Source organism: Streptomyces sp. NBC_00390 (assembly GCF_036057275.1).
In the GTDB taxonomy this organism is placed as follows: domain Bacteria; phylum Actinomycetota; class Actinomycetes; order Streptomycetales; family Streptomycetaceae; genus Streptomyces.
Genome location: NZ_CP107946.1, coordinates 92,368 through 118,786, shown reverse-complemented (window position 1 = coordinate 118,786; position 26,419 = coordinate 92,368). Strand labels below are relative to the sequence as shown.

24 protein-coding genes and 1 pseudogene are annotated in these 26,419 nt (G+C 68.5%); 19 read left to right on the top strand and 6 right to left on the bottom strand.

Annotated elements, in window-relative coordinates; translation table 11 throughout:
* The first annotated feature begins 82 nt into the window (after nucleotides 1-82).
* The 3 genes from OHS70_RS38765 to OHS70_RS38755 all read left to right on the top strand — a co-directional run bounded on the left by OHS70_RS38765 (nucleotide 83) and on the right by OHS70_RS38755 (nucleotide 3,638).
* Nucleotides 83-1,021, top strand: coding sequence for an aldo/keto reductase (locus tag OHS70_RS38765; RefSeq protein ID WP_328406321.1), 939 nt, complete (start codon nucleotides 83-85; stop codon nucleotides 1,019-1,021).
* Between the two features lie 79 nt (nucleotides 1,022-1,100).
* Nucleotides 1,101-2,336, top strand: coding sequence for a nucleotide disphospho-sugar-binding domain-containing protein (locus OHS70_RS38760; RefSeq protein WP_328406319.1), 1,236 nt, complete (start codon nucleotides 1,101-1,103; stop codon nucleotides 2,334-2,336).
* A gap of 111 nt (nucleotides 2,337-2,447) precedes the next feature.
* Nucleotides 2,448-3,638: a nucleotide disphospho-sugar-binding domain-containing protein gene (locus OHS70_RS38755; protein ID WP_328406317.1), complete on the top strand. Its 1,191-nt coding sequence runs from the start codon at nucleotides 2,448-2,450 to the stop codon at nucleotides 3,636-3,638.
* A gap of 179 nt (nucleotides 3,639-3,817) precedes the next feature.
* On the opposite strand, the gene OHS70_RS38750 is transcribed toward OHS70_RS38755, so the two are convergent.
* Entirely contained in the window at nucleotides 3,818-4,960 is a 1,143-nt protein-coding gene (locus OHS70_RS38750; protein WP_328406315.1) for a glycosyltransferase, read from the bottom strand.
* Between the two features lie 236 nt (nucleotides 4,961-5,196).
* Between OHS70_RS38750 and OHS70_RS38745 the strand changes: the two genes are divergently transcribed.
* From OHS70_RS38745 to OHS70_RS38720, 6 genes are read left to right on the top strand one after another with little or no spacing between them, the layout of a single operon-like run.
* Nucleotides 5,197-6,372, top strand: a complete 1,176-nt coding sequence (locus OHS70_RS38745; RefSeq protein WP_328406313.1) for a nucleotide disphospho-sugar-binding domain-containing protein — start codon at nucleotides 5,197-5,199, stop codon at nucleotides 6,370-6,372.
* A gap of 20 nt (nucleotides 6,373-6,392) precedes the next feature.
* Nucleotides 6,393-7,895 carry an FAD-dependent monooxygenase gene (locus OHS70_RS38740; RefSeq protein WP_328406311.1) on the top strand — a complete coding sequence of 501 codons (1,503 nt, stop codon included), beginning with the start codon at nucleotides 6,393-6,395 and terminating at the stop codon, nucleotides 7,893-7,895.
* A gap of 55 nt (nucleotides 7,896-7,950) precedes the next feature.
* Entirely contained in the window at nucleotides 7,951-10,431 is a 2,481-nt protein-coding gene (locus tag OHS70_RS38735) for an excinuclease ABC subunit UvrA (protein ID WP_328406310.1), read from the top strand.
* Nucleotides 10,432-10,461: 30 nt separating this feature from the next.
* Nucleotides 10,462-11,037, top strand: a complete 576-nt coding sequence (locus tag OHS70_RS38730; RefSeq protein WP_328406308.1) for a PadR family transcriptional regulator — start codon at nucleotides 10,462-10,464, stop codon at nucleotides 11,035-11,037.
* 49 nt (nucleotides 11,038-11,086) lie between these two features.
* Entirely contained in the window at nucleotides 11,087-12,055 is a 969-nt protein-coding gene (locus OHS70_RS38725; protein ID WP_328406306.1) for an ATP-binding cassette domain-containing protein, read from the top strand.
* Between the two features lie 10 nt (nucleotides 12,056-12,065).
* The gene (locus OHS70_RS38720; protein WP_328406304.1) at nucleotides 12,066-12,818 is read left to right on the top strand and encodes an ABC transporter permease; all 753 of its coding nucleotides are present in this window, start codon (nucleotides 12,066-12,068) and stop codon (nucleotides 12,816-12,818) included.
* A 207-nt stretch (nucleotides 12,819-13,025) separates the two neighbouring features.
* Here OHS70_RS38720 and OHS70_RS38715 read toward each other — a convergent pair whose 3' ends face one another.
* Complete coding sequence (locus tag OHS70_RS38715; RefSeq protein ID WP_328406302.1) at nucleotides 13,026-13,679, bottom strand: DUF402 domain-containing protein; 654 nt, start codon at nucleotides 13,677-13,679, stop codon at nucleotides 13,026-13,028.
* 206 nt (nucleotides 13,680-13,885) lie between these two features.
* Here OHS70_RS38715 and OHS70_RS38710 point away from each other — a divergent pair, with 206 nt between their 5' ends.
* Nucleotides 13,886-14,017: a hypothetical protein gene (locus tag OHS70_RS38710; RefSeq protein ID WP_328406300.1), complete on the top strand. Its 132-nt coding sequence runs from the start codon at nucleotides 13,886-13,888 to the stop codon at nucleotides 14,015-14,017.
* A gap of 11 nt (nucleotides 14,018-14,028) precedes the next feature.
* A complete protein-coding gene (locus OHS70_RS38705) occupies nucleotides 14,029-14,193 on the top strand; it encodes a hypothetical protein (protein WP_328406298.1) in 165 nt (54 codons plus the stop codon).
* Nucleotides 14,194-14,557: 364 nt separating this feature from the next.
* Here OHS70_RS38705 and OHS70_RS38700 read toward each other — a convergent pair whose 3' ends face one another.
* Entirely contained in the window at nucleotides 14,558-15,142 is a 585-nt protein-coding gene (locus OHS70_RS38700) for a dTDP-4-dehydrorhamnose 3,5-epimerase family protein (protein ID WP_328406296.1), read from the bottom strand.
* Between the two features lie 332 nt (nucleotides 15,143-15,474).
* Between OHS70_RS38700 and OHS70_RS38695 the strand changes: the two are divergent.
* Nucleotides 15,475-15,729: pseudogene (locus OHS70_RS38695) on the top strand (SDR family NAD(P)-dependent oxidoreductase); the annotation flags it as partial.
* Between the two features lie 156 nt (nucleotides 15,730-15,885).
* Here the strand turns inward: OHS70_RS38695 and OHS70_RS38690 are convergent.
* Nucleotides 15,886-16,620, bottom strand: a complete 735-nt coding sequence (locus OHS70_RS38690; protein WP_328406294.1) for an AfsR/SARP family transcriptional regulator — start codon at nucleotides 16,618-16,620, stop codon at nucleotides 15,886-15,888.
* Nucleotides 16,621-17,199: 579 nt separating this feature from the next.
* On the opposite strand from OHS70_RS38690, the gene OHS70_RS38685 reads away from it, so the two are divergent.
* The 7 genes from OHS70_RS38685 to OHS70_RS38655 all read left to right on the top strand — a co-directional run bounded on the left by OHS70_RS38685 (nucleotide 17,200) and on the right by OHS70_RS38655 (nucleotide 23,456).
* Nucleotides 17,200-18,474 (top strand): beta-ketoacyl-[acyl-carrier-protein] synthase family protein, encoded by a 1,275-nt coding sequence (locus tag OHS70_RS38685; protein WP_328406292.1) that lies wholly within the window; start codon nucleotides 17,200-17,202, stop codon nucleotides 18,472-18,474.
* Nucleotides 18,471-19,778 (top strand): ketosynthase chain-length factor, encoded by a 1,308-nt coding sequence (locus OHS70_RS38680; RefSeq protein ID WP_328406290.1) that lies wholly within the window; start codon nucleotides 18,471-18,473, stop codon nucleotides 19,776-19,778. Before OHS70_RS38685 ends, OHS70_RS38680 begins: the two co-directional genes overlap by 4 nt.
* Entirely contained in the window at nucleotides 19,771-20,022 is a 252-nt protein-coding gene (locus tag OHS70_RS38675; RefSeq protein ID WP_328406288.1) for an acyl carrier protein, read from the top strand. Before OHS70_RS38680 ends, OHS70_RS38675 begins: the two co-directional genes overlap by 8 nt.
* A gap of 134 nt (nucleotides 20,023-20,156) precedes the next feature.
* Nucleotides 20,157-20,837: an SDR family NAD(P)-dependent oxidoreductase gene (locus OHS70_RS38670; RefSeq protein ID WP_328406286.1), complete on the top strand. Its 681-nt coding sequence runs from the start codon at nucleotides 20,157-20,159 to the stop codon at nucleotides 20,835-20,837.
* A 7-nt stretch (nucleotides 20,838-20,844) separates the two neighbouring features.
* The gene (locus OHS70_RS38665; RefSeq protein ID WP_328406284.1) at nucleotides 20,845-22,140 is read left to right on the top strand and encodes an FAD-dependent monooxygenase; all 1,296 of its coding nucleotides are present in this window, start codon (nucleotides 20,845-20,847) and stop codon (nucleotides 22,138-22,140) included.
* A 55-nt stretch (nucleotides 22,141-22,195) separates the two neighbouring features.
* Nucleotides 22,196-22,969, top strand: a complete 774-nt coding sequence (locus tag OHS70_RS38660) for a cyclase family protein (RefSeq protein ID WP_328406282.1) — start codon at nucleotides 22,196-22,198, stop codon at nucleotides 22,967-22,969.
* 43 nt (nucleotides 22,970-23,012) lie between these two features.
* A complete protein-coding gene (locus tag OHS70_RS38655; protein WP_328406280.1) occupies nucleotides 23,013-23,456 on the top strand; it encodes a nuclear transport factor 2 family protein in 444 nt (147 codons plus the stop codon).
* A gap of 149 nt (nucleotides 23,457-23,605) precedes the next feature.
* Here OHS70_RS38655 and OHS70_RS38650 read toward each other — a convergent pair whose 3' ends face one another.
* Complete coding sequence (locus OHS70_RS38650) at nucleotides 23,606-25,453, bottom strand: AMP-binding protein (protein ID WP_328406278.1); 1,848 nt, start codon at nucleotides 25,451-25,453, stop codon at nucleotides 23,606-23,608.
* Nucleotides 25,446-26,408 carry an aromatase/cyclase gene (locus tag OHS70_RS38645; RefSeq protein ID WP_328406276.1) on the bottom strand — a complete coding sequence of 321 codons (963 nt, stop codon included), beginning with the start codon at nucleotides 26,406-26,408 and terminating at the stop codon, nucleotides 25,446-25,448. Before OHS70_RS38645 ends, OHS70_RS38650 begins: the two co-directional genes overlap by 8 nt.
* Between the last annotated feature and the right edge of the window lie 11 nt (nucleotides 26,409-26,419).

Genomic DNA, 26,419 nt, shown 5'->3' with positions numbered 1-26,419 from the left:
CAGTTCCTCAAGCGGACCTCGAACCGGCCGTCACAGGCTTGTCGCCGTGGAGTTCCGAGCACTTGGCCGCAGCGGCCTTTCCGTGAGTGAGATCGCGTACGGCAATCTCCTGTATCCCCAGGACGACACCCCCGACGAGACCGTCATCGCCTGTATCAGAGAAGCCAGGAACGTCGGGGTGACGACATTCGACACCGCCGACATCTACGGGATGTTCCGGTCCGAGACCCTTCTCGGCCGCGCCCTGGCCGGGGAGCCACGAGAAGACCTGGTGCTGTCCACGAAAGTGGGCATGCCCACCGGACACGGTCCCAACGGGCGTGGCCTGTCCCGCAAACACATCATGGAATCGGTGGACGGGTCGCTGCGCCGGCTGCGTGTCGACCACATCGACATCTACACGGCGCACCGCTACGACCCCGACACCCCCCTGGAGGAGGTGATGTGGGCCTTCTCCGACCTCGTCAGGGCCGGGAAAGTCCTTTACGTCGGCATGTCCGAGTGGCCGGTAGACCGCATCACGGCGGCGGCCGACCTGGCTGCACAGCTCGGGGTGCCCCTCGTCTGCCACATGCCCCGTTACTCCATGCTGTGGCGCGTACCGGAATCAGATGTGTTCAAGGCATGTGACGACCTCGGTATCAGCCAGCTCGCCTATTTCATCCTCGAACAGGGCGTGCTCACCGGAAAGTATCTTCAGGGCGTTGAACCGCCGGCCAACTCCAGGGCCACTCAGCTGAAAGGCGGCCGCGGCCCGCTTATGCAGCGCTGGCTGGGTGACGAGGCACTGACACGCATCCAGCAACTGGCCCCGCTGGCCGCGGACGCCGACTTGAGCATGGCCCAGCTCGCCACCGCATGGGTGCTGCAGCGGTCCAGCGTCGCGGGCGCCGTTATCGGGGCTTCCTCCCCGGAACAGGTCCGTCACAACGCGGCAGCGGCCGGCACGCGACTGGACCCCGGCCTGATGCAGCAGATTGACGCTGCCCTCGGCGACCTCGTCGTGCACAGCGAAGAGTGAACCCCGTGCCCGGCACACCCGGCGCCGATGGCCGCTCCAGAGACACCAACCCACAGCCGACCGAAGAGGAGCGGTGCTGATGCGCATTCTGTTCACCACTTTTCCCTGGCATTCGCACCACTTCCCGATGATCCCGCTCGAACAGGCGTGCATCGCCGCGGGACACGAGGTGCGGGTCGCCAGTACCCCGGGTCTGGCCCCCGTCATCGCTGCCTCGGGCCTGCCTGCCGTATCGGTGGGGCGGGACGTCGACCTCGCCGGTCTGTCCAACGACCGCAGCAGGGCCGCCTGGCACGTCCAGCAGCGCTGGCCCCAGGACTGGCCGATGCATCCCGAACGGCTCGGCGACGACCACTTCGCGATGATCGAGAGCCTGGGCCGGATGCAGACGGTCATGGCATCCGCCATGTGCGACGACCTGCTGGATTTCGCGCGGTCCTGGCGCCCCGACCTGGTCGTCCATGACGCTGTCACGCTCGCCGGGCCCGTGGTTGCGGCGGCTCTCGGCGTCCCCAACGTCAGTCATCTGTGGGGCACTCCGGGACCCCAGCGAATCCAGATGCGCCGACTCGGGTCAGAACCGCTGCCGGAATACGCTGCACTCCACGAACGCGTCGGTGCACCGTTGCGTGCAGAACCCACGGCCTGGATCGATCCCTGCGCGCCTGGGACCCGCTACCCGATCGGCTCCACCTGCCGTCAGATGCGGTATGTCCCCTACAACGGCCCAGGCAGCCTGCCGGATTGGCCGCTCGCCCCCCGGCGCGGAACCCGGGTTTGTGTCACCTGGGGTGCCACATCCACGGCGCTGCGGGGGAATGCCGTGGCAGGGCTGATCAGCCAGTGCGTGCAGGCGGCCACCAGCATCGCGGACGAGGTGGTGGTCGCGGTGACCGAACAGACCGCCGGAAGTCTGCAGCCCGTCCTCGGACACGAGCGCGTGCGGGTCGCCACCGGGCTGCCACTGCACCTGTTCCTGTCCGGATGCGACCTCGTCGTCCACCACGGCGGCGCTGGCACGAGCATGACCGCCGCAGTCGCCGGGGTGCCCCAGCTGGTGATCACCGCCCGGCCCGAACCGACGGTCAACGGAACCCGCCTGGCCGCCGTGGGCGCCGCCCGGCACTTCCTGACCAGCGAGGTGCCGGAAGACGTGGACGGCGTAGGGATGCTGCGGAGCGAGATGGCCGAGATCCTGGGCTTCCCGGGTTACCAGTCGGCAGCCAGGACGCTGGCGGAGGGCATCCGCACCCAGCCCTCGCCGGCAGCCGTGGTGGCAGAACTCGAAGCGGTGGCGGACGGTGTGCCGTCATGACTCATCACTGCGAGTCCACGGTCGGCCCCGTGAGGCCGGGCCAGTACGGCCGGTGACGGCCACAGTCGCTGTTCCTCGGCTCAGTCAACGACGCACAAGGAGAAAGAGACCGTGCGAGTTCTGGTGGTCACTTCGCCGTGGCCGACCCACTATTTCGTCATGCAGCCACTGGCGGTGGCCCTCCGTGCCGCCGGGCACGATGTGCTGGTCGCCGCCCAGCAGTCCATGAGCGACCTCATCACCCGTTCGGGTCTCCCTACGGTGGCTGTCGGCGGTGATGTGGATCTGGTCGAGATCCGGCGACGCACGCTGTCGGAAGAACTCCAGGCGCGTGAAGCGCCTGCCGATCCGGGGATGGAGGGCGGGAGTGCGGTGTTCGACTCCTGGCGGGAGGCGACGCTGTCCAACCTCGACGCGGTGGTGAATCTCGCCCGTGCCTGGCGGCCGGATCTCGTGGTGGCCGACACCATGAGTCCGTCCGGTCTCGTCGCCGCGCAGCTGCTGGGCGTGCCGGGCATTCGCCACCTGTGGGGCTGGGACCTTCTCGGTTCGGTGGACGGGGAACGTGTGCTGGCCGCACTGCCAGGGTTCCACGAGCCTTATGAGCGCTACGGCCTGGACATCCACGGTGACCCGGCGATTCGAACCGTGGATCCTTGTCCCCCCAGCATGCAGCCTCCCGCGTCCCCCGCCAAGATGCCGATGCAATACGTGCCGTACAACGGGGCCGGACGGGTCCCGGACACCTTGCCGCGCCGTCAGGCCGGAGACCGCCCCCGAATCTGCCTCACGTGGGGCCGTTCCATCTCCCGGATCATGGGCGAACGCGCCTTTCTGCTACCCAGGATCGTGCGGGCGGTGAACGGACTGGACGCCGATTTCGTGGTCGCCATCGACGCCTCCGAGCGAGGTGGCCTCGGGCACCTTCCCAGTAACGTTCAGGTTCTCGACTCACCGCCGCTGCACCTGCTTCTCGAGAGCTGCGACGCCATCGTGCACCAGGGTGGCTCCGGCACTGTGTTCAACGCGATCCGTTACGGACTGCCGCAGCTCGCACTCACACACATGGCGGACCAGGACAACATCTCGGCCGCCTTTGCCCGGGCTGGCGCAGGTATCCACATGCCCGGCGACGCGGCGGACGAGGACGCCATCCGGGCCTCCGTCATGCGGCTGCTCGACGACCGGGACATGACCGAGGCAGCAGACCGACTGCGGGCCGAGATGCTCGCGCAGCCGACGCCCGCACGGGTGGCCGCAGAGCTGGTGGAGCTGGCGCCATCCGCGGCACGGCCGGTGTGAGGAGACTGCACGCCCAAGTTCGGCTCGTTCCCAGCCCTTGCGGCAGCGGGCAACAGCCGTCGGCCCGTACAGGTGCCCGAAGCTTGTGAGGCCCGATCAGCCGACGCGGGCGCAGTCAGCCCTCCGGCCGGTCAGTCCGTCGAACCGCTGCACGGCAGGGGCAGAGCCGGAGTGCCGGGTCAGCCCAGGGCGGCGGCCAGTTGTTCGGCGACCTCGTACGGGTACGGCCGGTCCAACTGCTCGGCTGCCACCTCTGCGGCCCGGCTGCGCCAGGAGCCGTCCCGCAGCAGGGTGTGGCAGGCGTCCGCGACGGCGTCGGCGTCCAGTGCCGACGAGGGCAGGCAGATGCCCAGCCCCGCCGCGGCGATCCGTTCCGCATTGTCCGGAGCATCGGCCACCGGCATGGTCACTACCACCTGGGGCACCCCGGCCGCCATCGCCGTCATGGTGGTGCCGGACGCTCCGTAGTGAACCAGTACCGCGCACTGCGGCAGCACGTGGTCCAGTGGCAGCCAGCCGGCCGCCAGCACTCCCGCAGGGAGTGGGTGCAACGGTTCCGCTGCTGCTGGGTCCGTTGCGACCGCCACGTCGACGCCCAGACCGACAAGCGTTCGCATGAGCCGGGACGTCAGGCCGAGAACGCCGTCGGCGTTGAGTTTCGGCAGAACACTCCCGAACGTGACGCACACCAGGGGCCTGCGTCGCGGGTCGTCCAGCCATCCCGGCAGTGTTGCAGGTCCGGTGACCGGCACGTACCGCATGGGAGCGGCCGCGACACCCCGTCGCTGGAGACTCGGCGAGCAAGGGTCCAGCCTGCAGGCTGGGTCCGGGAGCCCAGCCAGTCCCAACTGCTCCAGCTCAGGCGCGAGTTCCTTCTCGGCGCCCACGGCGAAACGAGGGTTGGGCCAGATACCCCAACCATGCTCGACCCAGGGAAGTCCCAGGCGCGCAGCCGCGAGCCGTCCCGCGTACTCGACCGGATCCACCACGACGAGGTCCGGCCGCCACCGGGACATGACAGTGAGCGTGTCCGCCAGGAGGCGGGCTCCCAGCCGGGCCCAGCCCCGACCGCTGCGCAGCACTCGCCCCGCCGAGCCACTGGGATAGGGCACGGGCCTGCCCTGCCGATCGCGTGCCATCACCTCTCGGGGGTCCACCGCGGGAAGCGGCATCACGGGCAGCCCGCGCTCGCAGACCTGTGCGGTGAAACCGTCGGCGGTCGAAACCATGACCTCATGGCCAGCCGCGCGCATGGCCCAGGCGAGCGGAACCATGGGGTTGAAGTGCCCGAGCATGGGGGTGGTGCAGAACAGGACGCGCATGAAGTCCTCTGGGCTGATGCGTCGGATGCGACGCCGGACGACTGTGCCCGAGGCTGGTCACCGCCGGTCGGGCCGGACTCGAAGACCACTCGACACGAGCAACGAGCGTGCCTCGCCCCGCCCTCGAGAAAGCGCATCTACGGTCGGCGCGTTCTGTGCCGCCTCGTCGCCGCGCCGGCCGACGGCCGGCACAGCAGTCCAGTGACCACATCCGACGCACCAGCCCAGAGGACTTCATGCGCGTCCTGTTCGTCTGTTCCGTCTCGAGTTCTCACCTGATCCCGATGGTTCCGCTCGCCTGGGCTCTGCGCACGGCCGGACACGAGGTGCGCGTGGCATGCGACGCCGACTCGGCGCCGGGCGCGCTCGCGACGGGACTCGCCGTCACTGTGGTGGGCGGCGACGGTGAGTTCGCGCAGCGCCATCGCCGCAGCCAGATGGAAACACCCGGCGGCCAAGGTCATGGGAGGGACACCGTGGCCGGGATGTTCGCGCGGAACAGCTTGGACATGCTCGACGGCCTGATGGCCGTCGTGGACGGATGGCAGCCGCATGCCATGGTGTACGAGCCGGTTGCCTTCGCCGCCGAGGTGGTTGCCGCGACCCGGCCCGTGCCCACGCTGCGTCACCTGTGGGGACCCGATCTGTTCGCCACTTCACCAGGCCAGTGGCTGCGCCGCAATGTCCACGAGCTGCTGGCCGACGAGTTCACCCGGCACGGCGCCACCGGCACGGAGGTGCCGGGTAACTTCGTCATCGATCCCTGCCCCCCCGAGATGCAGCGCCTCGGACCCGGTACCCCCATGCCCATCCGGTACGTGCCTGTGGACCGCCCGGGCGTCGTGCCCATCTGGCTAACGGATGCCTCGCCCCAGGACCGGATCTGCGTCACGTGGGGCACGTCCGCGGACGCCATGCCAACCGCCCATCCTTTCGTCCAGATGCTGCACCGGCTCTCCGGCCTTGGCAGGGAGGTGCTGCTCGTCGTACCGCCCAAGGACCTCGAGCGGCTGCCTCGACTTCCCGATACGGTGCGCCCCGTCATCGGTGCACCGCTCCATGCGGTGCTGCCCGCCTGCGCGGCCGTGCTGCACCACGGCGGAGCCAACACGATGCTCGACGCCGTCGCGAGGGGCATCCCGCAACTGGCGGTCAGCGACACCTTCGAAAGGGCCTTCAACGGCGAGCGGCTGGCCAGCACAGGCGCCGGCATGCACCTGAGCGCCCGGCAGGCAGATGCCGCGACCGTCGAGCAGGCGGTGCGGCTCCTGCTCGATGAGCAGCGATGGGCGGAAGCGGCGGCAGCGCTGTGCGTCCGGATGCTGGACCGGCCGACGCCCGCGCAAGTCGGCGCCGGCTTCGAGGAGCTGATCCGACACCGGGCCACGGGACGGGGAGCAGCAAAGAAGTGACCAACGCCCGGGAGGAATACATGGAAACAGACGTTGTGGTGGTGGGCGGCGGCCCTGTCGGTCTGATGCTGGCCGCCGAACTGCGCGCGGGCGGAGCCCGGACCCTGGTCCTGGAACGGCTCGCCGAGCCCGCCGGCCACGACCGGGCGGGCGCGCTGCACATACGCACGTTGGAAATGCTAGACATCCGGGGACTCCTCGAGCGGTTCCTGGACGGTACTCAGCTGGCGAAGGGCCTGCCGTTCGCCGGAATGTTCGACCGCGGGCTGGACTTCGCACTGCTGGACACACGGCACCCCTACAGCGCACTGGTTCCCCAGTCACGCACAGAGGCGCTGCTGGCCGAGCACGCACAGGAGTTGGGCGCGGAGATCCGTCGTTGCCACGAGGTCGTCGGCCTGCACCAGGACGAGGACGGAGTGCAGGTCACCGTCTCCAGCCCGGCGGGCACATACCGGGTACGGGCCCGGTACGCAGTCGGGTGCGACGGCGGACGCAGTACCGTACGGCGGCTCGCAGGGATCGGGTTCCCGGGCACCGAGGCCACGCTTAGCGCGGTCATCGGATATGTGACCACCCCCGAGCGGGATGTGCCCCGGCGGTGGGAACGGACCGCTAACGGGATCCTGGTACTGGCCTTCCCGCCGGAAGGAGGGATGGGCCGTGTCGTCGCCATCGAATACGGGCGTACGCCGCCGCCCGGTAACCCGCCGGTGGAGCTCGACGAACTCAGGGCCGCCGCGGAACGTGTGCGGGGCGAACCGCTGACCCTGACGGAGCCGGTGCAATGGCTGTCCCGGTTCGGTGACGCCAGCCGACAGGCCGAGCGGTACCGCAGCGGGCGCATCCTCCTGGCCGGTGACGCCGCGCATGTGCACTTTCCCATCGGGGGCCAGGGACTCAACACCGGGCTTCAGGACGCGGTCAACCTGGGTTGGAAGCTCGCGGCGCGGATCGGCGGCTGGGGCTCCGAGGAACTGCTCGATACCTACCACGCTGAGCGGCATCCAGTCGGCCAGCGAGTGCTGCTCAACACCCGTGCTCAGCTCGCGCTGATGCGCCCGGACGAGCAGCACACCACTCCGCTGCGCACCCTCATGACTGAACTACTCTCATTCGACGACGTCAACAGTTTCTTCGCAGGGATGATCAGCGGAGTGTCCGTGCGCTGTCCCGGACTTCCGACCGGACCGGCGGACCTCCAGCATCCCCAGGCAGGGGCTTTCGCGGGCCAGTTGACGATCACGGGGAGCGCCGGACCCGGTGTCCCGATGGCCAGCTTCCTACACGGAGCCCGGCTGCTCGCCCTGGTGCGCACGGAGCGTGCCGACTTGGTGCGCGCCGCCGCGCCGTGGGCCGGCCGGATCGACACCGTCACCGGTCGGGCTCTTGGAGAACCGGCCGCGGACGCCCTGGTCGTCCGGCCTGACGGCTACATCGCATGGGCGGCGATGCCGGAAACCACCCCTGACGAGATGCACGCCGCCCTGGCCCGCTGGTTCGGCCCGCCGAACCTGCCTTGAGGGATGATTAGCCGCCGCCGTATAGTCGAAAGCGACTATACGGCGAGGAGTAACTATGACTTCCGAGAGCCACGCGATCCGAGTGGTAGGGGCACGTACGCACAATCTGCAGAACGTGTCAGTGGCCGTGCCCAAAGGCTTAGTTGTCGCCTTCACCGGCGTGAGCGGCAGCGGCAAGACGTCGCTGCTGATCGACACGATTCACGCCGAGGCTCAGCTGCGCTACCTGGAGGGAATGAGTCCGTTCGTCCGCCAGTTCATGACCCCGCGCGACCGCCCCCAGGTGGACCGTGTCGACGAACTGCCCCCCACACTGGCCGTCGACCAGAGGTCTCCCAACCGCAGCCCGCAATCCACCGTGGCCACCATCACCGCGCTCGACGACTACTTGGGGCTGCTCTTCGCGCGGCTCCCACCGCTCGGCCAGAACTGGGACCCCTTGCTCGGCAGCGTCCTCAAACCAGCCCAGTTCAACCCCAGGACTCCGGAAGGCTGTTGTTCCTCGTGCGGTGGCAGCGGTGGCGGGGCCAAGGCGGAAGCGGACCTCCTGATCACTCACCCCGCACTGCCGCTGCTCGAGGGCGCCTCCGCATGGTTCATCGAGGCTCGCGAGCCGGACCGGGCAGTGCTGTCCGTACTGGCGAGCCGGTTCGATGCGGCCCTCGACCGGCCCTGGGTAGAACTCCCCGACGCCTTCCGGCACGTGGTCCTGCACGGCACCGGCGACGAGCCCGTGGACAGCGCCTACGAAGCCACCATGAAGAAGAGCGGTACTGCGATCAGTGTTCGCAACCGCCGGCCCTGGCCGGGAGCCATCGCCGAGGTGGAACGGCTGTACGCGGGCGCTGCCACACCAGCCGCGAAGCAGCGGTACGCCCCCTTCATCCGGAACGAGCCGTGCTTGGAGTGCCAGGGAACCGGACTCGGCCGGATAGCCCGTACCATCACGCTGGCGGGACGACGCCTCAGCGAAGTGCTCGCCCACCCCGTCACGGAAGCCCTCGCGTGGGCCGAGCGGCTCGAGTCCACACTCGGCGCGGCCCAGCGTGAGGCCGCCCAGGCCGTCCTCCCAGGGCTTCTCGCGCGGCTTCGGCTGCTGCGGCAGCTGGGGCTCGGCCACATCGGGCTTTCCCGCAGCGCTCCCACGCTCTCCGGCGGGGAACTGCAGCGTGCCAGAGTGGCCGCACAGCTGTGCACCGAACTTTCCGGCGTCGCATTCGTTCTCGATGAGCCCTCGGCAGGACTGCACCCGGCGGACAAGGAGCAGTTAGCGCAGCTCCTCGACGAGCTGCGTGCCGCAGGGAACACGATCCTGATGATCGAGCACGATCCGGATCTGATCCGGCGCGCGGACTGGGTGGTGGACATCGGTCCACGAGCCGGCCGGGCCGGCGGCATCCTGGTGGCCGAGGGCCCGCCGCACGCGGTGGCCGAAGTTCCCGAGTCCTTGACCGGGAGCTATCTCGCCGGACGGGGCGACCGTGTCCGGCGGGTCTCCCGCCCCGTTCGGCCGGACCGGAATCTCACACTGACGGATGTGTCGGTGAAGACGGTCCGCGCGGATCGCGTCAGGGTTCCTCTGGCCTCGATGACCTGCTTCACGGGCGTGAGCGGCAGCGGGAAGAGCAGTCTGCTCATCGACGGGCTTGCCCGCGCCGTTCAGGCACGGCTCGAAGGCGAGGCTGCGCCCGGCATCGGTGGGGTGTCCTGGGACGGCGACCTGCACTGGGTGACCGTGGTGGATCAGGAACCCATCGGCCGTACCCCACGCTCCAACCCCGCTACCTACACCAAGGCGTTCAACATGATCCGGAGTCTGTTCGCAGCCACCGATGATGCGCGCCGCCGCGGGCTTTCGGCTTCCGCCTTCTCGTTCAACTCGGCCGGAGGCCGTTGTGAAGCCTGCACCGGCTACGGGGTGCGGCAGGTGGACATGCACTTCCTGCCCGACGTGTGGGTGACGTGCGAGGCGTGTGAAGGGCGGCGCTTCCTGCCTGAAGTGCTCGGCGTCACCTTCCGCGGGCTTGCCGTCGACGAGGTTCTCGAGCTCACCGTTGACGAAGCCACGGAGTTCTTCGACACGGCCGGACTGCGGTCGGTGCTCGGGGCTCTTCGGCGGGTCGGTCTGGGATATCTGCGGCTGGGGCAGAGCGCGACGGTGCTTTCGGGCGGCGAGGCGCAGCGTCTGAAGCTCGCGGCGGCGCTCGGCAGGAGCGGTCGGCGCCCCGGCCTGGCCGTGCTCGATGAGCCGTTCACCGGGTTGCACCCGGCTGACGTGCAAGTGCTCGTCGATGCGTTCGACGGCCTGGTCGCCGGGGGCAGCACCGTGGTCCTGGCTGACCACGATCTCCATGTGGCAGCGGCCGCCGACTGGATCGTGGATCTGGGCCCCGGAGCTGGTGAGCAGGGTGGGCGGGTCATGTACGCAGGGCCGCCGCATGAGGTGCAGGCATCGAGCTCCGGGCCGACTGCCGCTTATTTGCGCCGTATTACCTCCGCTGATGACGAGCACAGGACAATGGTCGGCTATGATTAGTCGGTACCGACTATCTGGACAGGGTGTGTGATGGCGAAGCGCAGGAGGCCGGTTTCCAATCTGCTGGGGCTGGCGGTGCTCGGTCTGTTGATCGAACAGCCCATGCATCCGTACGAGATGGCCGTGACGCTGCGGGAGCGCAACAAGGATGCGAGCTTCAAGATCAGGACAGGCTCGCTGTACGACGTCGTCGAGGCACTGCACCGGGCGGGCTGGATTGCTGCTCAAACCACCGAACGTGCGGGCCGACGGCCGGAACGCACGGTGTACACGCAGACCGAACTGGGGCGGCAGGAGTTCGTGCTGTGGCTCGAGGAACTTGTGTGTGTCCCGGTAAAGGAGTATCCGAGCTTCCTGGCTGCCGTCAGCTATCTCGGCGCACTGGGACCCGAGCGCGCCGCGCAGGCACTCGAGCAGCGGATCATCGTGCTCGACGAGCAGATCGACCAGATCCGCCAGGCGCAGGCCGAGGTGTTGGACAAGCAAGTGCCCCGCCTGTTCGTCCTCGAAGCGGACTACGCAGCTGCGATGGCCGAAGCGGAACGTGACTGGTGCCGCCGCATCGTCGAGGAGATGCACGACGGCACTCTGTCCTGGCCCTCATGACGCCGCCGCCCCACGCCCACTTGCATCCGACGTTCACCAAGGACGGTTTATGACCATGATCCAGGCCAGGGGACTGGCCAAGACATTCGCCACCAAGCAAGGACCCGTACACGCGGTGGTCGACGTCGACTTCGACGTGGCCGCAGGGGAGATCGTCGGCTTCCTGGGACCCAACGGAGCCGGGAAGACAACCACGATGCGGATGCTGACCACGCTGCTGAAGCCCAGCGACGGCACCGCCGTCATCGCCGGATGCGACCTGCTGCGCGAGGCCCGGAAAGTCCGCACCCATATCGGCTACGTGTCCCAGGCCGGCGGCGCCAAGCCCACCTCCGCGGTACGGGACGACATCACTCTGCAGGGCCGCCTGTACGGCATGGGCAAGTCCGAAGCCAGGGCCCGGACGGACGCCGTTCTGGAACAGCTGGACATAGCCGATCTCGCCGACCGGAAGGCGGTCACCCTCTCCGGAGGACAGCGCCGCAGGATCGACATGGCGCTGGGCCTGGTGCACCAGCCGCAGGTGCTGTTCCTGGACGAACCCACCGCCAACCTCGACCCCCACAGTCGGGGCGTAGTCTGGAACCACATCCGCCGGCTGCGCGACGAGCACGGCACCACGGTGTTCATCAGCACCCATTACCTGGACGAAGCCGACAGTCTGTGCGACCGCGTGCTCATCATCGACCGCGGCCGCATCATTGCCGAGGACAGCCCCGAACAGCTCAAGGCATCCATCGCGCACGACACGATCCAGATCGACGTGACCGGCACACCGGACCGCGCCGTACAGGTCCTCTCCACCTGCCCGGGCGTACACGAGGTGACGGCCGACGCCCTCACTCTCTCGGTCATGTGCCGACAGGCCGACCAGATGCTCACCACGCTCCTGCGCGAACTCGACACAGCGAGGGTACGCGTCGAGACCGTGCGCGTCCTCAAGCCAACCCTCGACGACGTCTTCATGACCATCACCGACAAAGGCCGGCACCGCGGCGCCGTTCCCGACCACGTCTGAAGGAGACACCGTGCACACCTTCCGGGACGCGATGATCGTCTTCCGTGACGAGGCATCCGCCGCCCTGCGCAACAGGATCGGCATCGCCATCGGGCTGATCCAACCCTGCGTCTACCTCCTCCTGTTCGGCCCCCTGCTCGTGAAAGCCCTGCCCGACGGAGAATCCAACGCCTGGCAGTTCTACATCCCAGGCCTGCTCGTACAGCTGGGACTCTTCGCCACTGGTTACGCCGGCTTCAACCTCATCCCCGACATGCGCTCCGGCTACCTGGAACGCCTGCGCGTCACCCCGGCCAGCCGACTCGCCCTCCTGCTCGGCCGCGTCCTGCGCGACCTGCTCATCCTGCTCGTTCAGCTCGTCGCCATCGTGCTGATCGGCCTACTGTTCGGACTGCGTGCGCCACTGCCCGGCGTGCTGGCCGCCCTCGCGCTGATGCTGATCCTCGGCATCAGCCTGGCTTCCCTGTCCTACACACTCGCGATCAAGCTCCCCACCGAGTACCTCTTCGCACCCGTACTCAACGGGGTCGCGCTGCCGCTGATGCTGTTGTCCGGCATCCTCCTTCCGCTGACCTTCGCACCGGGCTGGCTGCACGCCCTCACCAACGCCAACCCGCTGCGGTACGCGGTCGACGCGATGCGGGATCTGTTCGACGGGCACTACACATCGCAGCCGGTCCTGCTGGGCGTGGCAGTTGTCATCGCGTTTGCCGTGGCGTCCCTGGGATGCAGTACCCGCATCTTCGGCAGGTACAACAGCTGAGGCCCACTGCCACAACTGCTGCCGCCTTGTAAGACCGCGCTGCCGGGAGGGGCGCGGGGGCGGGACGACGCACCTGCCACGCAGACATGTGCGTTCCACTCGTCGGCCGACAGGCTGTCCGGCTGCTCGGCATGATGAAGGGGCGGTCCGCTGGTATCCGGCGGCCCGCCCCGCCAATCCTGCTGGATGCAGCCGTCCCGCGGTCACTCAACCACTCAACGGTCTCTCCGCGCCCTGGACGGGCTGCCACAGGCGCGGCGCAGGCCAGGCCGGGTCCCACCGCCAGTCGGCCCACGCGGCAGCGTCCTTGAAGGGGCCGCGACGTTCCTCGAGCATCGCGAGGGACTGCGCACGGGCTTCGTCCACGGCCTGGTGCTCGGTGTCTGTGATGATGCCCAGGCGCCGTACGTGGGCGTACTCGTCTTCGTCCTTCCAAGTGAGGGTGCTCAGGTCGGGGTCGATGACCAGATCCACTATCAGGTCGAAGGTGTCGAGCCCACTGTCGGTTCGCGTCGTGGGGTGCTCGAAGTTCACATACCAGTTCCGCAGCCGCCACGCCCCGCCGGGGCCGGGGGCGAAGAAGGCGTTGATGCTGAACCACCCCGTAGGCGGCTTCCACAGCAGCAGTTCGGTGTCCTGCCATGCCCCAGACGCGAGCTCCCATTCGCCGGTGATCAGCGCCTCAAGCGCCTCGGTGCGCATGGAACGGTCGCCGTCGGTACGGGACTTGGCGTATAGAGCCGGCCAGCGTGCTTCGGCTCCGGGCGCGCAGGCGGTCACCAGGGCCTCGCTGGTGTCAGCAATGACGCGCAGGGCCTGCTCGCTCCACACCCGGCCGCTGCGGTGAACGTCGCGCCGCACGACTGTCTCGCCAATATCGAAGGACCGCACTGTCCGCGTCTTCCTGTCAGGGACCGGGCCGGGGCACGCCATTCATCGGGGTGCCCGGGGCAGTCGGTGGGCTTACCTCGGGTGGCCTGCCGTGGGGAAGGAGGAGAGTGGCGGGCTGCTACAGGCTAGCTGTTCTGCCCCGGGCCAGTCGCTCGCCTGGGGCCAGTGGGCGGGCGATGGCCTCGCCCAGCACGCTGGGCGAGGCCGAGCTGCGGCGTATGGCGCGGCAGCTCGGCCTCCCGGCCCTGACCCGCGACCAGGGTCTCGACCTCTTCGACGCAGCCGGACGGTTCGACAGACCGCGCTGATCCCGATGTCGATGGACCTCAGATTGCCCGCCGCCGACGGGGATCTGCCCCCGATGTACCGGGGGCTGGTACCGGCCTCGGGCCGTGTGGTTGAGGCGGCGGAGCCGGGCCGGTCGCTGGCGTCCCGGGTGGCGGCCATGCCCGCCGAGCGGCATGCCGCGCTGCTGGCGCGGTAGCACGCGGCGGCGGTCATCGGGCATGCGGGCACCGGGGCGATCGATCCGGCCCGCCCATTACCCGGATCCGTAGGTGCTCGCCCAGTACCTGCTGTCCGAGCTGGCTCCGGAGACGGAGATGCTGTCCGAGGCCAAGCAGGAGGAGGCATCGGTCCGCGAGATGCTGGCCACGATCCCGCTGTCCCCGCTGCGCGAGACAGGCCTGTTGGAGGAACTGCGCAGGCTCGCCGAGAGTGGTGAGCAGAACGCCTCAGGGGGCGGTCGGTGCCCGCAACCGGAGGACGCCGACAGTGTGTCGGCGTCCTCCGGTGCACCTCTTCGACGACCTTGGCTGCCGCAGGAGTGTGGCAAGGGACCGGTGGTCCTATTCCGCCTCGATGCAGTCCTCGTAGTGCGGCAGCACGCCCGCCGCGAGGGCCTCAGCGAGGCTCGGCGCCGCCTGGTCGCGCGGGGAGAGGACCGGGGTGATGTTCTGGGGCCAGGGCAGGGCCAGCTCCGGGTCCAGCGGGTGAATCGCCAGTTCCTGCTCGGCGACGTAGCTGCTGCTGACCATGTAGGCCATCACGGTGTCGTCCTCCAGCGCCACGAAGCCGTGGGCGACGCCTAGGGGGAAGTACATGGCCCGGAAGGACCCGCCCCCCAGCTCGACGAAGTCCCACTTGCCGAACGTCGGGGAGCCGACCCGGGTGTCGAGCAGGATGTCCAGCGCGCGTCCGCCGGCACAGTACACGTACTTGCTCTGCCCGGGAGGCGTCCGGGTGAAGTGCAGGCCGCGGATCACCCCCCGCGCCGACCGGCTGTAGTTGAGCTGGGCGGCGGAGAAGGACCGCCCCACTGCCGCGCGGAACGCCGGTTCCTGGTAGGGCGCGACGAACAGGCCGCGCTGGTCGGTGTAGACGTCGGGGGTGAACTCGAAGGCGCCGGCGATCGCCAGCTCACGCGTCTGCACGCCGCTCACCCCTCTCGCTGCGTCCGGCGGGCCTGGTCGACGGGGGAAGGCGATGTGTCATGATCGGGTGATCCCATCTTGTCGGTTCGGTGGAACGTCCGTCGGCCCGAGGCCCGTACGGACCTCGGGCCGGGTCTGCAGGCCTGTCACCAGGAAGCGGGGCCAGGCGCATCAGTACTCCACGGGAAGTCATCAGCGGTTCGCCGCAGGCCGGTTCGCCGAGCGCCGTCGTGACGTCTCCCCCGACGGCGCTCTCGACGGGGACGTAGGCCGCGGCGGCGTCCCGGGACCGGATCGCGTTGCCGCCGCGCCCCGACCGGCGGGCAGCAGTCGTGGGCGCCCCCGCCATACCCGACCTCACCGGGGCCACCGCACTCGTCACCGGTGCCAACAGCGGCATCGGCCTGCCGACCGCGCGCGAACTGGCTCGACGCGGCGCCCGTGTCCTGCTGGCCTGCCGTGACGAGCAGAAGGCCGAGGCGGCCGGGGACCGCATCCGCCAGCAGGTTCCGGCGGCCCGGGTCGAGTCCCTCCGGCTGTACCTTGCCGACCTCGCCTCGGTCCGCGCCTTGGCGGACTCCCTCACCGAGGCGTCAGGGTCGTCGCCTGGTGGATCGTCACCATGACGGCGCCGGAGGCCGCCTATCTGACGGGGTCGGTGCTGCGCGGGTGGACGGCTGGGTGTGTCTGCTGACCGACGACCCGGGGCGCCGGGCGGCGGCCACGCGGAGGCGTCGGCGGGCTCAGTGCACGGCGAGTCCCCCCGGGCAGTCCAGCCGGGGATCGGCCGAAAGAATTGCCTGGTGGAGGTGCTGCACGTCGCGGGAAGGTTCCAGTGCGAGTTCATCCACCAGGGTGCTGCGCAACCTATGGAAGACGGAAAGGGCGTCCGGACGCCGGCCGGACCGGTACAGAGCGAGCATGAGCTGCCGGTGGAACGGCTCGTGCAGGGGATACTGCGAGACCAGTCCTGTCAGTTCACTGAGAACCGCGGCGTGGCCTCCGCTCGCCAGCTCCGCCTCAAGGCACATTCCGTAAGCGGTGAGCCGTGACTCGTCCAGCCGGGCCACCTCGCTGTCCAAGCGGCGACCGGTCCGCACGTCGGCCAGGGCGGACCCGTGCCAGGCGCCGAGCGCGGTTCGCAGACAGTCGGCCGCCGCCGGGTGATTGCCGACGGTGAAATGCCGCTGGCCGGCAGCCCGTGCGCGCTCGTAACGGTGCAGATCGAGAGCGTCCGGCGGGATCCGGAGCACATATCCGTTCGGAGTAGTGCCCAGAATCTCCTTGGGGGACGTGTCGGGCATGGCTTCGGCGAGTAGGCGCCGCAGCTGGAAGACGTAGGTCTGAAGGGTGGTCATCGCGCTGGCGGGCGGTTTGTCGTCCCACAACTCCTCGATGATCGCCGGAATGGACACCAGGTTGTTCCGGTTGAGTAGCAGTAATGCCAGGACCTGCTTGGTCTTGGGTGCGCTGGGCATTACGTTCCGGCCTCTGACGGTGAGAGAAATTGGCCCAAGTACCCGTGCGTCCACTTCGTCTTCCGCCTTCCCCGTGATGAAGCAGCAGGCCGACAGCTAATTAGGCACTGACGCTTCTTCGACTGCTTGCTTGCCATGCCGATTTTGGCGGCGTGGCACTCCGGCGCTTCAGCGAAACACCAGAGTCGGACATTTTGCACAGCCATCTTCCATCTCTCGAGTGAGAGAATACCCCACGTCAAGAGATGGGGCCATGGCTGGCCCCATGAGAAGGATCTCTATTCCGTATGGAACACCGGACGGGATCCCTTCCGCAGAGCAACCGCAGAACCACTTCGGCCAATGTGTCCGAATTTAGTAGTTGTGACGCCCTTTCCGTCGGGGCGGGAGGAGTTGCTGGCCTCAGGTTTGACGATCCTCATAGTGCTCGATCCTCAAGTACTGCTCGAGTGCCGGCAAAGAGGCTGACCCAGTCGATTCTGCGCAGGTCAGTGCTCGATGCTGAGCCGGAGCCGGAGCCGCAATCGCTTCGCGGAGCGACATGCTGGCAGGTGGGCGCGGCGGTAATTTAAAGGAGGCATGGTGGGGCGGAGCACCGTAATCACCGGAATCGGTGTCGTCACCCCAGGAGGTCGTGGCGCACCGGAGTTTTGGAAGAACATTACTGAAGGCCGGACCGCGACGCGCACCATCTCGTTCTTCGATCCCACACCTTTTCGCTCCCAGATCGCCGCTGAATGTGACTTCGACCCTATCCGTGAAGGGCTGACACCTCAGGAAGCTCGGCGCATGGACCGGGCCGCGCAGTTCGCGGTTGTGGCAGCAAAAGAGGCTGTTGCCGACAGCGGTATCGCCATCGATGAGTCGGCCTTCAGCCGCACTGGAGTCGTCATCGGCAGTGCAGTCGGATGCACGATGGGACTAGAACAGGAATACGTCGTCGTCAGCAATGGGGGACAGCGCCACCTGGTCGACCACGCTTATGCCGTGCCGCACCTCTACGGTTATTTAGTTCCCAGTTCCCTTGCTGCCGAAGTCGCCTGGACGGTTGGTGCCGAGGGCCCGGTGTCCGTGGTCTCCACCGGCTGCACGTCGGGTATCGACGCGGTCTCCCGCGCGGTTGAGCTGATCAACGAGGGTTCAGCGGACGTGATGATCGCTGGCGCCACCGATGCCCCTATCTCCCCGATTACGGTCGCCTGCTTCGATGCGATCCGGGCCACCACTCCGCGGAACGACGATCCGGCCCATGCCTCTCGCCCATTCGACGCGAGCCGCAACGGGTTCGTCCTCGGCGAGGGTTCGGCCGTTTTCGTCCTGGAGGAGCGCAGTCGGGCCGAAGCGCGCGGTGCTCACATCTACGCGGTGATCTCAGGTACTGCCACTCGCTGCAACGCCTTTCACATGACCGGACTGCGTCCGGACGGCCGAGAGCTCGGTGAGGCGATCTCGGCTGCCCTCGATATGGCGAAGAGCAATCCGAAGGACGTCGACTACGTCAATGCGCATGGTTCCGGCACCCGGCAGAACGACCGCCATGAGACCGCGGCGTTCAAACGGAGTCTGGGTGATCACGCGTACCGGGTTCCGATCAGCTCGATCAAGTCGATGGTCGGACACTCGCTGGGCGCCATCGGTTCTATCGAGATCGCCGCATGCGCCCTGGCCCTCGAGTACGGAGTGATCCCGCCGACCGCCAACCTGCACGAGCCGGACCCCGAATGCGACCTGGACTACGTCCCCCTGACGGCTCGCGAGAGCCGGCTCGACACAGTGCTGACCGTGGGAAGCGGCTTTGGCGGTTTCCAGAGCGCCATGGTCCTCACCCGGCCTGATGCCCGGAGCGCAGCATGAGCGTCAAGCCCGTGGCGGTGGTCACCGGAATAGGCATCGCCGCGCCCAACGGATTGGGTACGGACGCATACTGGGCCTCGACGCTGGAAGGGCGCAGCGGTATCGGTCGGATCACCCGCTTCGATCCGAAGGACTACCCGGCTGTCCTGGCCGGTGAGCTCCCCGGCTTCGACCCGGCCCGGTATCTGTCGGACCGTCTGCTTCCGCAGACGGACCGCGTGACGCAGATCTCCTTGGCAGTCACCGACTGGGCACTGGCCGACGCGGCGGCCGATCCGAAGCGGCTGTCCGAGTACGACATGGGTGTCGTTACCGCCAGTGCCTCGGGCGGCTTCGAGTTCGGCCAGAGAGAGCTCGAGAACCTGTGGAGCAAGGGCCGGCGCTACGTCAGTGCCTACCAGTCGTTCGCCTGGTTCTACGCCGTGAACACCGGGCAGATATCGATCCGGCACGGCATGCGCGGACCGAGCAGCGCGCTCGTCACCGAGCAGGCCGGAGGCCTTGATGCCCTGGCCCAGGCGCGTCGGCAGATCCGTGCCGGAACTCCCTTCATGCTCGCCGGCGGGGTGGATGCATCTTTGTGCCCCTGGGGCTGGGTGGCACAGCTGGCCGGTGGCCGGCTCTCCCGGAGCGAGGATCCCGCGCGGGCATATCTGCCCTTCGAAACCCGTGCCTGCGGATTCGTTCCCGGTGAGGGAGGAGCCATCCTCGTCCTGGAGGACAAGGACGCAGCCCGCGCCCGCAAAGCACCGAACATGTACGGGGAAATCGCCGGCTACGCCGCGTCGTTCGACCCGGCACCGGGCTCGGGGCGCAGCTCCGCGCTGCGGCGCGCCATCCAGGCGGCACTCGACGACGCGGAGGCAGACCCCTCGGAGGTGGATGCGGTCTTCGCCGACGGTGCGGGACTGCCTGGCCCGGACAAGGACGAGGCGCAGGCGCTGAGTGCCGTCTTCGGTCCCTACGGCGTGCCGGTGACCGTTCCGAAGTCGATGACGGGACGTCTCTACTCCGGCGGTGCCTCACTCGACGTCGCGGCGGCGCTGCTTGCTCTGCAGGACGGGATTCTGCCAGCCACGGCCCATGTGTCCCGGCCTTCGCCGGACCTCGAGATCGACCTCGTCGTCGGTGAGCCGCGACGCATCGCGCTGCGCACTGTCCTGGTCATCGCCCGCGGGGAGGGGGGCTTCAACTCGGCTCTCGTCGTGCGGGCACCCGCAGGATCACCCGGCAGTGCCACCGTGCCGGCCCACCAGAACCAAACACACACGAGCCACGGATCAATCGGGGGCAACAATGCGTGAGATAACACTGGACGATCTCTTCCAGGTGTTCGAGGAAGGTGCCGGCGCGGCCGAGCACTCACAGCCCAGGGCCAGTCTCCTGGACACCTCGTTCGACGAGATCGGCTACGACTCCCTGGCCATGCTGGAGACCGCCACCCGTATCGAGCTCAAATTCGACGTAACTCTGTCCGACGAAGACGTCAACCTGGCGAAGACCCCCCGGCTGCTGCTGCAGTTGGTGAACTCCGCCCTGGCCGCATGACGGCCGCCAACGGGTCAGGGGATCGTCCCGCCGCGTCGGACGCAGCCGCGGCGCAGGGTCGGTCCGCCTCCCTGCGACTGGACGGGCGGACAGCTGTGGTGACTGGTGCGAGCCGCGGCCTTGGGCTTGCAGTCGTGCACAAGCTGGCCGCGTCGGGCTGCGAGGTCTACCTCAATGCCCGCGACCGCGAGGCGGCGGAACGCGCGGCCGCCGACCAGGAAAGAGCGACCGGTGGCAGGGTGACCGCTGTCCCCGGCGACGTGTCCCGTCCCGAGGTCCTCCCCGGGATCCTTCGTGACGTGGCCCGGCGGCACGGCCATGTGGACATCCTTGTCCACTGCGCGGTTTCACTGCACCGCATGCAGGCGACCGCCCCCCAGCCCGAGGAGATGCGCCAGGACTTCGACGTGGCCGTCGCCCCGCTGCTGTACAGCGCATCCGTGCTGCCCACGGTGATGCCCCACGGACGGGGGAGGGTCGTCGCGGTGTCGAGCAGCGGCGCTGGCCGGGTCGTCCCCGCCTATGTGAGTCTCGGGATGGCCAAGGGTGCCCTGGAGACCCTGGTGCGGTACCTGGGAGCCGAACTCGCTCCGTCCGGCACGACGGTGAACGCTGTCTCGACGGCCCGGATGGACCGCGGCCGGACCGCCGAGGACGACCCCGTCGCGGCATCACTCGCCGCCCGTACCCCGGCAGGGCGTCTGACCCAGCCAGATGATGTCGCCGACACCGTCGCACTGCTGTGCACCGATGAGGCGTCGTGGCTGCACGGTCAGGTCATCACCGTTGACGGCGGCCTCGGACTGGTGGGGTGACGCCCCGATGGACAGGACCACGAACGGGGACGGCAAGCCCTCGGAGCTGCGTGCCGACGTGTGCATCGTGGGTGGCGGGCCCGCCGGCTTGACCCTGGCGCTTCTGCTTCTGAGATCCGGGGCTGAGGTGGCGCTGATCGAACGTTCCGCCTCCCTGGACCGCGAATTCCGGGGGGAGATACTGCAACCCGGCGGCCTTGCGCTCCTCGACGAACTCGGCGTCCTGGAAGGGGCGGTGGCTCGTGGTGGCTATCCCCTCGACCGGTTCCGCCTGCAGGAGGACGGCCGGACCCTGCTCGACATCGACTACCGCCGACTGCCCGGGCCCCACAACCACATGCTGAGCATCCCCCAGCGTCATCTGCTGGAGGAACTGCTCACCAGCTGCCGTGCCTATCCGGGGTTCGTCCATCTCGAGGGGCACCGCGCGACCGCACTACTGCGCAGCGGAGGAACCGTCATCGGCGCGGTGGCCCGGTCGGACGCCGGCAGCAGCACCGTGCACGCCCTGTGCGTGGTCGGCGCGGACGGGCGCTACTCAAAGGTGCGCAGACTCGCTGGCATCGAGGCCGGACGGATCGAGGCGTTCGACTTCGACGTCCTGTGGCTGAAGGTTCCCGCGCCTGGCGGCCGCCGGACCCCCGCTGCCGCGCGACTGCGGGAAGTGGGAGTCACCCGGTCCGGGGGAAACCCCGTCCTCGTCTACCCGTCCTGGCCGGACAGCGTTCAGATCGGCTGGACCCTCCCCCACCGCTCGTACACCGCCGCGATGGACGAGGGGTTCGCGGCGGTACGGGACGCCATCGCCCGCGCGGTTCCGGACTACGCCGACGCTGTGCACGCGGAGCTCCGGACGATGAAGGACCTGACGCTGCTGGACGTCTTCGCCGGGTCCGCTCGCACCTGGGTACAGGACGGCCTCGTCCTCATCGGTGACGCGGCGCACACACACAGTCCATTGGGGGCCCAGGGAATCAACCTCGCCGTCCAGGACGCCGCGCTGCTCCACCCGGTCCTGGTGGAGGCGCTGCGGACGCGGGACGTGACGTCACAGGCTCTGGGCCGCTACGAGGTTGCGCGCCGCCCCGCCATCGACGCGGTGATGAAGTTCCAGGTGATGCAGGGCCGGATGATGCTCGCGCGTGGCGGCGTCGCGGCACGGCTCCGTCCCATGGTGGCCCGCGCGATCAGCCGTACGCCCATTGGCGCCAAACTCACCCGACGCGTCGCATACGGAAGCAGTCCGGTGCGGTTGCGTACGGATCTGTTCAATCCGCCGGTGCTTCCGCCCGCCGCGCGGTAGCGGGGCCACCGGTCTCGTTCCGCCCGACCATCATCCGAGAAGGAGTGTCGCGCCTATGCGCATGATCGACCTGTCGAGTCCGGTCGACGCATCGCAGTGGGAACCGGAGACGGTAACCCACCGGATCACCACACCGGCCGAGGGCGCCCGCCACATGAGCGCGGAGATGCTGGAGCACTTCGGCGTCCACTTCGACCCGGCGGTCCTTCCGGATGGTGAGCTGCTGTCCATCGACACGCTCACCTTGACGACCCACACCGGCACACACATCGACGCCCCCGCCCATTACGGCACGCGGGCCCGTTACGGCGAGCCGCGCACCATCGACCAGATGCCACTGGACTGGTTCCACCGGCCCTGCGTCGTCCTGGACTTGAGTGGATTCGGGGTCGGCGCCGTGGGCGCGGACCACGTGACGAAGGAACTCGAGCAGATCGGCTATCAGCCTGCTCCCCTCGACATTGTGATCATTCGCACGGGCGCCGACCGCCTGGCCGGGACGCCTCGTTACTTCACCGAGTTCACCGGTCTAGACGCCTCGGCCGTCCACTGTCTGCTCGATATGGGAGTCCGGGTCATCGGCACGGACGCCTTCAGCCTGGACGCGCCCTTCGGTCACATGATCGAGCAGTACCAGGAGACCGGGGACCGCTCCGTCCTGTGGCCGGCACATTTTGCTGGCCGGGAGCGTGAGTTCTGCCAGATAGAACGGCTGGCCCACCTGGATTCCCTGCCCGCCCCGTACGGATTCACGCTGAGCTGCTTCCCCGTGCGGATCGCCGGAGCGGGAGCCGGGTGGACGCGGGCCGTCGCCCTGCTGGACGCCTGAGTCCAGCGATACCGCCGAAGACCGTCAAAGGAGACTGGAACGTATGAACGCCCAGGCCGGTGCAGACGCCCCTGCCTTCGCCTCCCTCTATGCCGAGGTGCAGCAGTTCTACGCGAGCCACATGCAGCGCCTGGACTCCGGCGCCGCCGATGAGTGGGCCGACGACTTCACGCAGGACGGTTCGTTCCATCCGCCGACGCTTCCGCAGCCTGTGCGCGGACGGGCCGCGCTCGCCGCCGCAGTGCGGGACGCCCATGCGGGGCTGCGGGCGGCAGGGGAACAACACCGACACTGGCACGGCATGCTCTCCGTCACGCCGCAGGACGACGGCTCTCTGCACGTGCGCTGCTACGCGCTGGTCTTCGCGACGCCCAAGGGCGGCGAGCCGCGGCCGCACCGCAGCTGTGTCTGCGAGGACGTACTGGTGCGCGAGGACGGCGAACTGCGCATCAACCGGCGCACCGTCACGCGGGACGACATGCCGTAGCGCGCCGTTCGGCCGTAGCGCAGGTCCATGCCGTGACCGCGGCGCCCGCGGAGTCGGCCGGAAAAGAACGGGTCCCGCACGGTGACGTGCGGGACCCGGTGCTTTTTGGGGCAGTCGGCTGCCTGGCCGGCCGGCCTGGCGTCAGGCCGTCAGTCCGCCACCACCTCGAAGACGTCCGGCTCGGCCGAGGCGACCTTGCCCAGGTCCTTCACCAGGTTCCGAAAGGTGTCCGCCGTCATGGCCTTGCGGTGCAGCTCCGCCGCAGTCCATTCGGCGGTCTCCACGTAGACCTGAGGGTTCGTGCGCGAGCGGTACAGCTGGTGGCCGATAAATCCGGGCTGCTGCTTCATGTAGCCGGTGATGGCGGAGATGGCACGCTCGAACTCCGACGCGTCTCCCGAGACCGTAAGCCGGTTGATGACGGTCACCATGGCGACCCTCCTAGTGGTGTTGAATTTCGCCCGCTCGCGCAGTTCGCGCCGCAGGACCTTGCCGTTGGGGGAGCGCGGGATGGAATCGGTGAAGTCGATTCCCCGCACACGTTCGAAATCTGCGAGTTCCTCGTTCGTTTCGGCGACGATCGCCTCGGGGTGGGCCTCGGCGCTTCGGGGTACGACGAAGGCATGGGCGACGGCCCCGCTGTACGGATGCGGCACGTCCACCACGGCGCAGTCGGCGACCTGCGGGTGGCGGGCGAGAACTGTTTCGATCTCGCTGGGTGACACCAGCTCGTTGTCGCACTTGAAGACGTCCTTGAGGCGGTCCACCAGGAACAGCACCCCGCTGTCCCCGATGTACCCGACGTCGCCGGTGGACAGCCATCCGTCCGCGTCGATGGGAGCCTCGACACCGGCGAGGTATCCCTGCATCACCTGCGGGCCGCGGACCTGCACCTCCCCGGGTTTCCCGGATGGCAGCGGCTCACGGCTCTCCACACCGACGACGCGGCATTCGGTCCCCTCCACGGGCGGGCCGACCGACCTGGGGGTGGGCCGTTCGGGTAGGTCAGCATGCGTCAGTGGGGATGTTTCGGCCAGACCGTAGCCCTGCACGGTCGCAACGCCGAAGTGGGCGGACAGCGTTCGGGCGGCGTGCGGGGGAAGGGTGGAGCCGCCCGAGAGGATCGTACGCACGGTATTGAGACAGAGACGCGGCAATCGGGGGTCGTCTGCCAGCCGGGCCAGCCGGACCGGCAGGCTGTAGAAGTGTGTTGCCCCTGCGGCGTTGGCGGCCTCAATGGAGTCCGCCACGTCGTCGGCCGCGCAGAGGATGTGGGTGGCCATGGCCGCCACGCCCGCGTTGAGGTGCATCGGGTGGAACAAAGGAAGATGGTTGAGCATGACCGCGTCGCCGTCGAGCCGGTGCGCGCGTGCCACCTGCCCGGCGTTGGCGATGAGGTTGCGGTGGGAGAGCCGGACGCCTTTCGGCGGCCCGGTCGTGCCGCTGGTGAACTGGATGCACGCCACGTCTTCGGGGTGGCCGACACCGGCCCGCTCCTCGACCGCGTGCGCGTTGTCGATGAGTGCATCCAGCGACGCCGGTCCCTCCGTCGCCGCCGCCTCTCTCTTGTCCTCGTTCCCGCTGATCAATACCACGTGCCTGAGCGACGGCAGCCGGTCCCGCACCTGCTTGAGCCGGGTGTGCATCTCGGCTGTCACGATGGCGACGCTCGCCGAGGAGGTGCGCAGCGCGTGGACGAGGTTCTCCTGGCGCAGGTGCGGGTTGACGATCGCCACCGTGGCGCCGGCTCGGATAGTTCCGTAGTACGCGACGGCTGTCGACGGGTCCAGAGCCGCGGCCAGCGCGACTAACTGCCCGTCTGCGTGGAACTTCCCGCGCAGCACGGAAGCGCAGCGGGACACGCGCTCGTCGAGCTGTGCATAGGTCAGCTGTGTGCGGTCGCCGCGCAGCGCGATTTTTTGCGGCGTGGTTAGCGCGGCCCGGCTCAGCAGACCGTCCAGGCGGTCCGGATCCGGGGCAGGTGCTGGTTCAGGCACGGGTCGGGTCCTCGGCAAAGGCCTTGGCGAGCTGCAGGTTCTTCATGCTGTTGGCGCTGAGGACATTGCGGAGGTACTTCCGGGCGTCCTGGATGGTCGTTCCCTCGCCCAGAAGCGACAGTGCGGAAGGCTTGATGGTGACGGTGTGGCGGGCCGACACGATCAGGCCCTCGGGCGTCGTCGTGAATCGCCAGTGGCCCGTGTGCGCATCCAGCAGGGGCGGCAGCGTGGTCTGCTTGTAGACGATCAGCCTGGGTTCCAGGCATATCCGGACCGAGCGCGTGGTGTGCGGTACGCCGTCGGGCGTCTTGGTGTCCATGTCGAAGAACTGGATGCCTGGCACGTCTTCGGTCATGTCCAGGCGGGACACGTGGGCGATGCGGTCGGGCCACTTGTCCGCCTCGTAGAGCACCTCATAGGCGTCCTCGGGCCGCCCGGCCACGAACAGCGGGTCCTCGAAGGAGAGCACGAGCTGCTCGAGTAGCTCGCGCCGGTTCCCCTGGTCGACTACGGCGGCGAGCTGGGCGGCCGAGTTGCGCTCGAGCTCCGTCGCGAGGGCCTCACGGTCCGCGGTCGTGAGCCCCTCTGCGGGCACCAGCTCGTGGCGTAGCTCGACCTCCGCTGCCCCGTCGGAGACGTTCGTGAACGTCCACTCGACGCGGGAGGAGACGCGCGATGCGTCGGGCTCCGTGTCGTCGAGGGTGATCCTCAGCCCGTCACGGTCCAGGTGGCGCCGGGCGGTACGGACCTTCACATCCTCGTCGGGGGTGAGGAACCAGCGCCGCACGACATCGGTGTCGTCCCCGCGCTCGAGGTACTCGGCATGCACGGCCGGAGCGAAGAACTGCGGCCACTTCTCGGCGTCGGCGACCACGTCGAAAAGGAACTCGGGAGGCACCGGGGCGGTACCGCGGTGAACCGTGGCCAGCACAGGTGAAGTTGTCGTTTCGGACACAGAGGGGCCCT